This is a genomic window from Gluconacetobacter tumulisoli, assembly GCF_014174155.1.
GTDB lineage: Bacteria > Pseudomonadota > Alphaproteobacteria > Acetobacterales > Acetobacteraceae > Gluconacetobacter > Gluconacetobacter tumulisoli.
On record NZ_JABEQM010000002.1, the window covers coordinates 410,856 to 422,465 of the forward strand.

Annotated in this window: 8 protein-coding genes and 2 pseudogenes; 7 read left to right on the top strand and 3 right to left on the bottom strand. The window is 70.3% G+C overall.

The genetic code is table 11. The features are described from left to right. Positions 1-249 precede the first annotated feature (249 nt). Positions 250-2,589, top strand: coding sequence for a beta-N-acetylhexosaminidase (locus HLH28_RS04230; protein WP_182954837.1), 2,340 nt, complete (start codon positions 250-252; stop codon positions 2,587-2,589). A 109-nt stretch (positions 2,590-2,698) separates the two neighbouring features. Here HLH28_RS04230 and HLH28_RS04235 read toward each other — a convergent pair whose 3' ends face one another. Continuing rightward, on the bottom strand, positions 2,699-4,039 hold the full coding sequence (locus HLH28_RS04235) for a PQQ-dependent sugar dehydrogenase (protein WP_182954839.1): 1,341 nt from the start codon (positions 4,037-4,039) through the stop codon (positions 2,699-2,701). Positions 4,040-4,280: 241 nt separating this feature from the next. On the opposite strand from HLH28_RS04235, the gene HLH28_RS17985 reads away from it, so the two are divergent. The 3 genes from HLH28_RS17985 to HLH28_RS17990 all read left to right on the top strand — a co-directional run bounded on the left by HLH28_RS17985 (position 4,281) and on the right by HLH28_RS17990 (position 6,267). Beyond that, complete coding sequence (locus HLH28_RS17985; RefSeq protein ID WP_246395655.1) at positions 4,281-4,493, top strand: hypothetical protein; 213 nt, start codon at positions 4,281-4,283, stop codon at positions 4,491-4,493. A 111-nt stretch (positions 4,494-4,604) separates the two neighbouring features. Continuing rightward, positions 4,605-5,153, top strand: a complete 549-nt coding sequence (locus HLH28_RS04245) for a hypothetical protein (RefSeq protein ID WP_182954842.1) — start codon at positions 4,605-4,607, stop codon at positions 5,151-5,153. A gap of 280 nt (positions 5,154-5,433) precedes the next feature. After that, positions 5,434-6,267, top strand: a complete 834-nt coding sequence (locus tag HLH28_RS17990) for a GNAT family N-acetyltransferase (protein WP_246395656.1) — start codon at positions 5,434-5,436, stop codon at positions 6,265-6,267. 224 nt (positions 6,268-6,491) lie between these two features. Here HLH28_RS17990 and HLH28_RS04255 read toward each other — a convergent pair whose 3' ends face one another. Further along, complete coding sequence (locus HLH28_RS04255; protein WP_182954844.1) at positions 6,492-7,232, bottom strand: SDR family oxidoreductase; 741 nt, start codon at positions 7,230-7,232, stop codon at positions 6,492-6,494. A gap of 131 nt (positions 7,233-7,363) precedes the next feature. On the opposite strand from HLH28_RS04255, the pseudogene HLH28_RS04260 reads away from it, so the two are divergent. Beyond that, positions 7,364-8,247, top strand: a pseudogene (locus HLH28_RS04260) (LysR family transcriptional regulator). Between the two features lie 148 nt (positions 8,248-8,395). Further along, positions 8,396-9,151: a hypothetical protein gene (locus HLH28_RS04265; protein ID WP_182954847.1), complete on the top strand. Its 756-nt coding sequence runs from the start codon at positions 8,396-8,398 to the stop codon at positions 9,149-9,151. Positions 9,152-9,191: 40 nt separating this feature from the next. Here the strand turns inward: HLH28_RS04265 and HLH28_RS04270 are convergent, their stop codons facing one another. Continuing rightward, the gene (locus tag HLH28_RS04270; protein WP_182954850.1) at positions 9,192-10,730 is read right to left on the bottom strand and encodes an FAD-dependent monooxygenase; all 1,539 of its coding nucleotides are present in this window, start codon (positions 10,728-10,730) and stop codon (positions 9,192-9,194) included. Positions 10,731-11,241: 511 nt separating this feature from the next. Between HLH28_RS04270 and HLH28_RS04275 the strand changes: the two are divergent. Beyond that, positions 11,242-11,610 (top strand): annotated as a pseudogene (locus HLH28_RS04275) (TonB-dependent siderophore receptor); the annotation flags it as partial.

Genomic DNA, 11,610 nt, shown 5'->3' on the forward strand with positions numbered 1-11,610 from the left:
TTCCGGATGGCGTGCCGGACCGGGCCGGGCGGCGCGGGGAAAATGCCTATTGACCGGATGATGGTTTGCTGATCGAAATAAGTCACGACGCCGCCCTGGCGACGTGACGACTGCGATCCGGTTTTCCCGTGGCCCACCCTGACGCGCGCCGGTTTCCGGCGATGCGCGCGGCGGGCGCGACATCGATTCGGGGGCCGTGCCCCTGCCCTTCCCTGTCATCCCTTCCCTGCCACCCCAAGGACCATCGCCATGCTTCGATCCCCGTTCCGCACCCTGTGCGTGGCCCTGCTGGCCGCGACGGCCTGCAGCCCCCTGGCGCCGGCCGTGGCGGCGCCGTCGCTGCTGCCCCGGCCGGCGGCGATGGAGGCCGGGCAGGGCGCGTTCGCGCTGACGGGGACGGTCGCGATCGTCGCCCCCGCCGGGGACGCGGCGGCGCATTTCGCGGCCGACTGGCTGTCGCGCGCGCTGCATGACGCGACGGGCGGCCGATTTGCCGCCGGTGCCGCCGGTGCCGCAAATGCGGCGGGCACGGGGGGTGCGGCGGGGCGGGCCATCGTCCTGGAACGGGCGGCAGTGCCGGGCCTGCCGGCCGAGGGCTATGTCCTGACGGTGACGCCCGCCGGCATCCGCATCACCGCGCCCGACGAGGCCGGCCTGTTCTACGGCGCCGTCACCCTGGCGCAGATGCCCGGCGCCGACGGCACCATCGCCGCCGCCCGCATCCGCGACTGGCCCCGCCTGGCCTGGCGCGGCGCGATGCTGGATTCCGCGCGGCATTTCCAGACGCCCGACGCCATCCGCACCCTGCTGGACGCCATGGCGGCGCTGAAGCTGAACACGCTGCACTGGCACCTGACGGACGACCAGGGATGGCGGCTGGAAATCCGGCGCTATCCCAAGCTGACCTCGGTCGGCGCGTGGCGGCGGTCGCCGGTGTCGGGGACGCGGGGCGACGGCGCGCCCTATGGCGGGTTCTACAGCCAGGCGGAGGTCCGGGCCATCGTCGCCTATGCCGCCGCGCGCCATATCACCATCGTCCCGGAAATCGAGATGCCGGGCCACGCCCGCGCGGCCATCGCCGCCTATCCCGAACTGGGCGCGACCGGCCGCAACCCCGGCGTGGCGACCGATTACGGCGTCCTGCCGTGGCTGTACAATGTCGACGACCACACGATGCAGTTCGTCCGCGACGTGCTGGACGAGGTCATGGAGCTGTTCCCCTCGACCTTCATCCATCTGGGCGGGGACGAGGCGATCAAGGACCAGTGGCGGGCCTCGCCCGCCGTGCAGGCCCGGCTGCACGCCCTGGGCCTGCGTGACGAGGAGCAGCTGGAAAGCTGGTTCGTCGAGCAGGGCGGGCGGTACCTGGCCGCCCACGGCCGCCGCATGATCGGGTGGGACGAGATCCTGCGCGGCGGGCTGCCGCCCTCGGCCTCGGTCATGTCCTGGCATGGGGTCGACGGCGCGCTGGCCGCCGCCCGCGCCGGCCATGACGCCGTCGTGGCGCCGGAACACCTGGTCTATCTGGACTTCCTGCAGGGCGGTCCGGCCAACCGGGACTCCGGCGGGCGCTACCAGCCCGAGACGATCGCCGGCATCGCGGGCTTCGACCCCGCGCCGGCCAGCCTGGCGCCGGACGTGGCCAGACATATCATCGGCGTCGAGGCCCCGACCTGGACCGAATACCTGACCGACGGGCATGCCATGCAGCATGCCGCCTTCCCCCGCCTGGACGCGCTGGCCGAGGCCGGCTGGACGCCGCAGGCGCTGCGCGCGCCGGCCGATTTCACCGCGCGGCTGGCCGTCGAGGTACTGCGCCAGAAGGCCGCCGGCCTGCCGGTGTCCGACGCGCCCTTCGCCGTCGCGCTGGCGGCCAGCCCGGCCCCGGCGGCGTCAGGAGGAACGGCGTCGGGGGGAGCGGCCGCGACCGTGACGATGAGCACGCAGAGCGGCTATGGCACCATCCGCTACACCACCGACGGCAGCGTGCCGACCGCGTCCTCGGCGCTCTATACCCGCCCCGTCCGCGTCGGGCTGGAGACCCCGGTCACGGCGGCGACGTTCCTGCCGGACCGGCGGATGCTGGCCGCGCCGACCACGATCCGGGCCGGCGACGCCATCTGGACGCGGCAGAGCGACACGCTGACCGCCTGCCCGGGCGGCGCATATTCGGTGCGGATCCCGCGCACGCCGGACGCGGCGTCCGACACCGCGTCGTCGCGCTTCTTCTCGATCGACCCGAACACCGCCTGCTGGGCCTGGACGGGCGCACCGGCCGGCGCCACGCAGGTGGCCGTGACCGTCGTGCCGATGGCGTGGTCCTTCATGCAGCCCGACGAGAAGGCCGCCATCACCCATTACGCCGTGCCCGAACCCGATGGCGTCGTCATCGTGCGCGGCGCGGGCTGCATCGGGCCCGACCTGGCCCGGCTGCCGCTGCCGTCGATGACGGAAGGCGGCCCGGCAGTGACCGCCCGGGGCAGCCTGCCCGCCGCCGCCACGCCGCGCGACCTGTGCTTCATCACCGCGTCGCGCCATCCGGATGCGCCCTATGCGGCGATCGCCGACGTGGCCCTGTCGGGGCGATAGGAGGGGAAAGGTTCAAGGGGCGGTGCCCCTGGACCCCATCAGGAGCGGTGCCTTTTGAAATCCGGTCGTCGGCGTGGGATCGCCGGCGGCAGGCGTTTTCAGGCGGGCTTTACGGCGTGGGAGCGCCGGTGACGCGCCAGACGACGTTGCCGACATCGTCGGCGACCAGCAAGGCGCCCGTGCCGTCCAGCGCCAGCCCGACGGGGCGGCCGTGGACATGGTCCTGGTCGTCGGCCAGGAAGCCGGTCAGCACGTCCCGCGGCGGGCCGGCGGGGCGGCCGTCGGCGAAGGGGACGTAGATCACGCGATAGCCGCTCTTGGGCCGGCGGTTCCACGATCCGTGCTGCGCGACGAACAGGCCGTGCCGCCAGGCGTCGGGCAGGCTGCTGGCCTGGGAAAAGGCGATGCCCAGCGACGCGGTATGCGGCCCCACCGCGTAATCGGGCGCGATGGCCCGCGCGACCAGGTCGGGCCGGGGCGGCTGGACGCGGGCATCGACATGCTGGCCGTAATAGCTGTAGGGCCATCCGTAGAACGCGCCCTCGCGCACCGCCGTGATGTAGTCGGGCACCAGGTCGCTGCCGATTTCGTCGCGTTCGTTCACCACCGCCCACAACGCGCCGGTCTGCGGTTCCCATGCCAGGCCGTTGGGATTGCGCAGCCCGGTGGCGAAGGGGCGCAGCGTCCCGGCGGCGATGTCGTAGCGGTCGATCCGCGCGCGCCCTTCCTCGACCGCCATGCCCTGCTCGGCCACGTTGCTGTTCGAGCCCACGGTGACGTACAGCGCGCTGCCGTCGGGGCTGGCCAGGATGTTCTTGGTCCAGTGGTGGTTGTAGCCCGCCGGCAGGTCGACCAGCTTGGTGCCCGGATCGTCGATGCGGGTCTGGCCGTCCCGATAGGGGAAGCGCATCAGGGCGTCGGCGTTCGCGACGTACAGCGCATCGCCGATCAGCGCCATGCCGAACGGCGAATGGAGATGGTCGAGAAAGACACTGCGCTGGTCGGCGACGCCGTCGCCGTCGGTATCGCGCAGCAGGATGATGCGGTCCGGGCTTTTTTCGCCCGCGCCGGCGGCCCCCATGATCAGGCCGGCGATCCTGGTCTTGAAGGTCTGGACATCGGTGCCCGGCGAATTCGTTTCCGCGACCAGGATGTCGCCGTTGGGCAGCCTGTACAGCCAGCGCGGATGGTCCAGGCCGGATGCGAACGCCCTGACCGCCAGGCCGGCGGCGGCCTGCGGGGCCGCGGTCCCCGTCCAGCCGACCGGGGTTGCGATATTGACCGTCGGCATGAACGTCTTGTTGGGCGGCGGCAGCAGGGGATGCGCGCCCGTCCCCGCCGCGACCGGCAGGCTGGCCCGTTCCGGCCGCAGGATCAGCCCGTAGCACCCGGCGGTCAGCGCCACGATGGCGACCGCCCCGCCCAGCAGCCAGAGACGAGAATGCTTCATGGCGCGCCCCCCGAAAAAAGGACGCCAATCACACCGCAATTCCCCCCGGGGCGCAAGCCGCCCCGGATGGCATCACCCGGGCGGCGTCACCCGGATGCGGTCCCGCAACAGGGCGCGCTGGGGCCGTGCGCGGCCGCCGTCATCGCTTCGACGGCGGCGCTGGCCTGCGGTGTCTGTTGCGTGCTGCCCTTCGCGCTGCTGGCCGTGATGCTGGGCGCGGTCGGGGGCGCCCTGTCGTGGTGTGCCCGGGGCCTATCGGTGGCTGACGCCGCTTTCCATGCTGGCCGTGGCGGCGGGCTGGCTGTGGATCGTCCGCCGGAGCCGGGCCACCGGGCGCGGGCCGTACCGGTCCACGCGCGCGATGATGGGGTGCGCGACGGTCAGGACGGGGCCGGCGCTGATCTGGCCGCATGTCGCGCCGCTGGCGATCGGCCCGGTTCGCGGCGCGCGCTGACCGGGGGCGGGGCGGCGGCCGCGCGTTCACGGCGCCGGGGCCTTTGACATCCGGTCCTGCGGGTGGCGAGTATCGCGGGGAGAATGGCCCGCCGGCATCAGGATCCGGGAAATGACCCTGTTCGCGCGTTTACCCGCCTGCCCGCGCCTGCCCCGACCGATCGTCCTGCCGGCCGCCTGCGCCGTGATGCTGGGGCTGGCCGGGCCCCGCGTGGCCCGCGCGGCGCCGGCCGACGCGGCGGCACAACAGGCGGCCCCGGGATTCGCGGGGGTGGGTGCCTACGATCTGTCGGACGCGCCCGCCCCGCCCCCCGCGACCGGCGCCGCGAAGCGCCCGCCCCTGCACCGGTCTGCGATTTCCACCCTGATTCCGCTGTCGTCGCAGGGCCGGCCCGCCGCCCGGCCCGAGGAGATCGTGGTCCGGGGCAGGCGCACGGCGTACACCGATGCGCCGGTCGCCCCGGTGGCGGAGGACGACGGACCGACCTGCACGGATTTCCGCCTTGCCGTCCTGGGCCGGAAGATCGGCCTGCATGCCTGCATCGGCGGCATGGCGCGCGACGGCGTGGACCCCAATACCGGCGCGGACGTGTCACGCTTCGGCGAGGCCTATATGGATTCCAGCATCGTCGGCCGGGGCCTGGCGCCCCACGGGCATTGAGGGGCCGTTGGAAAACGAACCCGGGGGCGGACCCCGCGCGAAGTTGAACGCTTGACGCAACGAACCGGAAAAGGGCAGTCTGGTCGGGCCATGTGCCAGACCCGGATCAACGCCGACCGACGCCGACGCCGCAGCAACCGCGGCGGGTTCGTCGTGTCTGCCGGATTCCGGTCAGGCGGGTGAAGGGCAAGGCCCTCATCTGAGCCCCGGCGCCTTCGACACACGCTTCGACCCCCGCGACCCCCCGTCGCGGGGGTTTTTGCATTTGGAGAGACACATCATGGACATCAGCAGCGTTCCCGACATCGCAGATCCGGTGCAGAGGCAACTGGACGCCTACAATGCGCGCGACATCGACGCCTTCATGCAGTACTGGGCCGAGGACTGCCGGTATTACGAATTCCCCGACCGGCTGCTGGCCCACGGGGCAGCCGAAATCCGCGAACGTCACCTGGCCCGGTTCCAGGAGCCGAACCTGCATGGCCGGCTGGTCAACCGCATGGTCGTCGCCAACATGGTGGTCGATCACGAGACGGTCACGCGTACCTTCCCCGACGGGGCCGGCGAAATCGATGTCGTGGCCATCTACGAAATCGAGAACGGCCTGATCGCGCGGGCCTGGTTCAAGCTGGGGCCGCCGCGGCTGTTCGCGGACGCGGCCCTGCGGCGTGCCGGTCCCGCCGACGCCGTTGCGGTCCACGATCTGACGCATGCGGCCTATGCCAAATGGGTTCCCGTCCTGGGCCGCCCGCCGAAACCGATGACGGCGGACTATCACGCCCGGGTGCGGGACCATGTCATCGACCTGCTGCATGTCGACGGCCGCCTGGCCGCGTTGATCGAGATGGCGCCCCGGGCCGATCATCTGCTGATCGAGAACGTGGCCGTGCTGCCGGCCTTCCAGGGGCGCGGATACGGGCGCCGGCTGCTGGCGCATGCCGAGGCGGTCGCGGCCGCGCTCGGCCTGGGGGAGATGCGGCTTTATGCGAACAAGCTGCTTGCCACAAACATCGCGCTCTACACCCGGCTCGGCTATCGCGTGGACCGCGAGGAGCCGTTCATGGGCGGCTTTACCGTCCATATGCGCAAGTCACTCACCGGTCCCGCCGCATGAGGTGCGGCGGACGGCAGGACGCCCGTCCGGACGATCGGGTCGGCCATTGAGCCCCACGGCATCGGTGGGCGCAAGGGACGCAGGCCCCTTTAGGGGGGCCGGGATGCGGTCCGTCGTCATGGTCGGCCGTGCGCCGTGCCGGCAGGGATGCCGAAGCCGCGCGACACGCCCGTGACGACGACGATCCGTTTCACGACGTGCATTTCCTCACGGCGGGGCCCTGGTCAGACGATGCCGCCGTTGGCGCGCAGCGTCTGGCCGTTGATCCATGCCCCGTCCGGCCCGGCGAGGAAGGCGACGCCGGCCGCGATGTCCTCGGGCTGGCCCAGCCGCTCCAGCGGTGCCAGATTCGACAGGCGCGCGATCAGTTCGGGCGATTTTCCATTCAGGAACAGGTCGGTCGCGGTCGGGCCGGGGGCGATCGCGTTGACGGTGATGGCGCGGCCCCGCAGTTCCCTGGCCAGAACGCCGGTCATCGCCTCGACGGCGGCCTTGGTGGCGGCATAGACGCCGTAGCCCGGTTGCAGCAGGCCGACGACGCTGGACGAGACATTGATGATCCGTCCACCGTCCCGCAGGCGCCTGGCGGCCTCGCGCAGCGTGTTGAACGTGCCCTTGAGGTTGACGGCGACCTGCCGGTCGAACGCCGCATCGTCAGTCTCGGCGATAGGCGACAGCGTCATGATGCCGGCGTTGTTGACCAGCACGTCGACGCCGCCGAACGCGGTTTCCGCCGCATCGAACAGGCCGCGCACGGCCTGGGGGTCGCCGACATCGGCCCGGGCGGTGATCGCGCGGCCGCCCTGTTCCTCGATCCGGCGCGCCAGGGCCCCGGCGGGGGCGGCGTTGCCGGAATAATTGACGACGACGGTAAAGCCGTCGCGCGCCAGACGCTCGGCGACGGCCGCGCCGATGCCGCGCGAGGCGCCGGTGACGAGGGCGATTTTGTGGGTATGCCGGGTCATGAATGGGCTCCTGTTCGGGTTGTCCGCTGGGGATGAGGGAAGCATGACCCTTTTCTTCATCCGGATAATCACCCATGATCCGGCATCACAATCCGGGATATGCGAACAGATCGATGGACCGGCTTGATGCCATGCGGGTGTTCACGCGGGTAGTGGAGCGCCGCAGCTTCACGCTGGCGGCCGGCGACCTTGGCCTGCCGCGTTCGACGGTGACGGACGCCGTCAAGCAGCTGGAGGCCCGGCTGGGTGTCCGGCTGCTGCAACGCACGACGCGCCATGTCGGCCCGACGCTGGATGGCGAGGCCTATCACCGCCGCTGCCTTGCACTGCTTGCCGACCTGGAGGATGCCGAGGCGGCGTTCGGCGGCGCGAAGCCGCGCGGCATGCTGCGGGTCGACGTGCATGGTACGCTGGCGCGTCATTTCGTGCTGCCGCGCCTGCCGGATTTCCTGGCCACCTATCCCGAGATCGAACTGGCTATCAGCGAGGGCGACCGGCTGGTGGATCTGGTCCGCGAGGGATCGATTGCGTGCTGCGCGTCGGCGACCTGCAGGACGGCGACATGGTGGCGCGGCGGGTGACGATGCTGGAGGAAGTGACCTGCGCGGCCCCGTCCTATGTCGCGCGGTTCGGCATGCCCGGGGACATCGCGGCGCTGGACGGGCATCGCATGGTCGGGTTCCGGTCGTCGGCGACCGGCGGGCTGCTGCCGCTGGAATTCACGGTTGGCGACGATCTGCGCAGGGTCACGCTGCCGAGCCCGGTGGCGGTGAACGGCGCCGAGAGTCTTGTCGCGGCGGCCAGGCTGGGGCTGGGGCTAATCCAGGTCCCGCGCTATCACGTCGCGCAGGACCTGGCGCAGGGAACCCTGGTGACCGTCCTGCCCGATCGTCCCCCGTCGCCGACGCCGGTCTCGCTGCTTTATCCGCGCAACCGGCAGCTCTCGCCACGGGTCCGCGCGTTCATCGACTGGGTGGCCGGCCTGTTTTCCGAAACGACGCCGCGATGTTCGTAGCGGTGCATAGGGAATGGAGGGCGAAAACGCCCGGCCCGCCCCTTCCCCGACGCTGCGCGATCGGATGTGATCGCGGGGCGGGTGTTGCCCCCTGCCGCCATCTGCCGGATGGTCCGTGTTCCACGCCGTCGATGAAATGCGAGGCGGCATGACGAAGCGGGGAGCAGCCCTCGTCATCACGTTGGTCATGGCCATCCTGCCGGCGTCCGCCGCGGTGCCGACGGGAACGGTGCATTATTACGAATTGCTGGGATCGGTCGGCCCGTGTCGGGTAGGGGTCAACCTGGCGGTCCGGGACCATCGCGACCTGGTGGCCGCGCATTATTTTTACGCGAGGACCCTGGTCGACATTCCGCTTGCAGGGGGCATCGCGGGCGAGCATGTCACGTTGCGCGAGGCCGGTGGCGGCCTGTTCGACCTGCATTTCGAAACCAATGACGGGACGGCGCAGCATCCGCTGGATGTCCAGACGTCGACCGGGCTGGTGGGGACCTGGAGCGGAAAGGGGCGTGTCCTTCCCGTGCGCCTGGAGTTCGACACGATCGACGGCCGCCAGGGCGCCGACCGCTACCGGGACGTGACGGATGCCCCCGCGCCGGTCTTCGAGGCGCTGGTTCGACGCTTCCTTCATGGGGCGATCACCGGCAACCGGCCGGAGACCGTCGCGGCGGTGTCGTTTCCGCTGACCATACATGCCGCGAAAACCTATGTCGTTCCCGACCGGGCGCAGCTTCTTGCGCGCTGGCCGCGGATTTTCACATCCTGCTTCATCGCCGCGCTCCGGACGGCGGTTCCGCACGAGATGTTCGTCCGGAACGGCAGCGCGATGGTGTCCAACGGCGCCGCCTGGTTCGATGCGCGTGGTGCATTCAGCCTCAACCTGCCGGATTGCCGCAGCGGCTGAGGCTGGCCGCCGCCCTGCCGTGGCCAGGATACGCCGCAGGCTATCCGGCCGCTTCCCGGGGTGTTCCGAACCATCGCGCGGCGGCCCGGGCCATCCCGTCATCATCGGCGGCGTCGTCGCCGGCCCACGCGACGACGCCATCGGGCCGTACCAGCATGGCATCCAGGCCCAGGCGATCTTGTGCGTCGCCCGCGACATAATCGATCCGATCGCCCCAGCGGCCCGCAAGGGCGTGACGCGATGCATGCGGGGCGAAGTCCAGAAGCAGGCCGCGTCCGTTCCGGAGGCATGCGTTCAGCCTTGTCCCGCCGGCCAGTGCGATGTCAGGCGCGCTGCGGCCAACCAGCGGATGATCGCCGCCGAGATCGTAGCGGAGCCCGACGCCCCAGACGCGTTCGGCGAAATAGCTTGCGCCATCGCGCGTTTCGACCAGGTCGCGGACGATGGCCCGGAGCGCGCGCGTGCCGTGGCCCGGCCGCATGAGGGCGACCTGCGCCCGCGACCAGTCGAGAATGTCCGCGCCCACCGGATGCCGTTCGTGCGCGTAGCTGTCGAGCAGGCCGGGTGGCGCGTCGCCGCGGATCGTCGCGGCAAGCTTCCAGCCGAGATTCATCGCGTCCCCGAGCCCGAGGTTGAGGCCCTGCCCCCCCAGGGGCGAATGGATGTGCGCGGCGTCGCCGGCCAGCAGCACGCGCCCCTGGCGACAGGCGGTTGCCTGACAGGCGCGGTCGGTCCAGGTGGTCGCGCGCACCAGCGCCCTTACCGTGACGTCGGTGCCGGAGATCCTGCGCAGCACGGCTTCGACATGATCGCGGGTGATCGGCAGGGTGCGGTGGAATGCTCCGCCGTCAAAATCGACCATCGCGATCGCGCCAGGCGGCGCGTAGGTGTACATCCCCGTCGGGGTGGAGTGGCGGCCGGGCCTGAGCGTGTCCGGATCGGCCAGTTCGATTTCCGCCGCGTAACCGGTCAATTCCGGATCGGTGCCGGTGAAGCCGATGCCGGCCGTCTTGCGCACCGTGCTGCGGCCGCCGTCGCAGCCGACGAGCCAGCGCCCCGCATATGTCCCGGTGCCCGTGCGCACGCTGACCTCCGTTGCCGACTGGGTAAAATCTTCCACGCCGCAGCCGCGCCTGATCGCGACGCCCATGGCAATCGCGCGATCGGCCAGCACGGTTTCGATGCCTGCCATGTCGGCCACCATGCTGCCGATGGGGCCGGACGGGCGATACGGCCATTTCGTGGCGTCGATCCGGTCGTGGAAGAACGGGATGCCGGCGAAATGACCGCCGGGGCGGCGCGCCTGCCGCATCCAGTGCGCGGCGGCCGGAACATCGCAGTCGACCGCGCGGCCTTTCAGCGCGTCCAGCAGGTCGCGGCGATCAAGATTCTCGATGGTCGGCACCGAAAGGCCGCGCAGTCCGAACGGCAGGTCCTTCAATGGGGAGCAGGGGTCCTGCGCCTGTTCCAGCACCAGTACCGAACAGCCCGCGAGGCGCAGTTCCCCGGCGAGGAACAGGCCGACGGGGCCGCCACCGGCGATGACAACATCATGGATTTTCGGAAGGTCCACGGGCATGCACAACTCCTGTGTCGATGTTCGACCGGAGCGTTTCCCGAGCCTGAACCCCTACGCGGACGAACGACTGGACGCCCGAACGGCGTCCGATGTTCGTCGTGGGGATCTTGTGCACGAGGCCAAAGACCAGAGCTTCCGTTACCGAAAGGATTTGGGCTGACCAGACCAAATCTGCCTTTTCCGACGCGGCCCGCATATCATGCGTGGCGACCCATCCGCAAGGGTGCGGGGCGGCGGCGGACCGGGTGACGGATCGACTGAAGGGGGACGTCCCTGTGGCAATTGCCTGCCTGCCCGCCTGTATGGATGAATTCCACCGGTATCCTTCCAGCATTGTTTTTTCCGCCGTTCATCAGGGATTCCCCGCGGCTGTATTATTCTGGCAACAGGTTATGATTATATTCAATCATATACAGATCTATGTACGGGGGTATATAGACAGCCCCGTCTCACGGGTGGCAAAAAGGACACATCTCGTGTTCTTTATTCACATTCCGGATGCGCCAGATCTATGCACCACCGTTTTCATACCGTCTTCATCGCCGGAACGTTTGGCGCCTTTCTGCTGACGACTTCGGCGCTGGCCGCGCCGGCCGCCCCCACGCAGCAGGGCAGGACCGGCAAGCAGAGCGCCGTCAGGACGGCGGCCCCCGGAACGCCGGTCGCCAGAACGCGGGCCGACAGAACGCGGGCCGACAGAACGCAGGGTCCCGGCACACCGGCCGCCACGGCCCCCATTGCCGGGATACTGGATGGTTCCAACGGCGAAACGGTGACCGTCCATGGCCGTCATGCGGCGGATGGCACGGCCGCGAAATATATGAACAAGAGCGTCTATCTCGGCCCGCTGGGCAATCGGGACACGCTGGATACGCCTTAT

Bases quoted from the DNA above. Each gene is read 5' to 3' on its own strand.
- HLH28_RS04230 (WP_182954837.1), top strand. From the start codon at position 250: ATGCTTCGATCCCCGTTCCGCACCCTGTGCGTGGCCCTGCTGGCCGCG.
- HLH28_RS04235 (WP_182954839.1), bottom strand. From the start codon at position 4,039: ATGAAGCATTCTCGTCTCTGGCTGCTGGGCGGGGCGGTCGCCATCGTG.
- HLH28_RS04245 (WP_182954842.1), top strand. From the start codon at position 4,605: ATGACCCTGTTCGCGCGTTTACCCGCCTGCCCGCGCCTGCCCCGACCG.
- HLH28_RS17990 (WP_246395656.1), top strand. From the start codon at position 5,434: ATGGACATCAGCAGCGTTCCCGACATCGCAGATCCGGTGCAGAGGCAA.
- HLH28_RS04255 (WP_182954844.1), bottom strand. From the start codon at position 7,232: ATGACCCGGCATACCCACAAAATCGCCCTCGTCACCGGCGCCTCGCGC.
- HLH28_RS04265 (WP_182954847.1), top strand. From the start codon at position 8,396: ATGACGAAGCGGGGAGCAGCCCTCGTCATCACGTTGGTCATGGCCATC.
- HLH28_RS04270 (WP_182954850.1), bottom strand. From the start codon at position 10,730: ATGCCCGTGGACCTTCCGAAAATCCATGATGTTGTCATCGCCGGTGGC.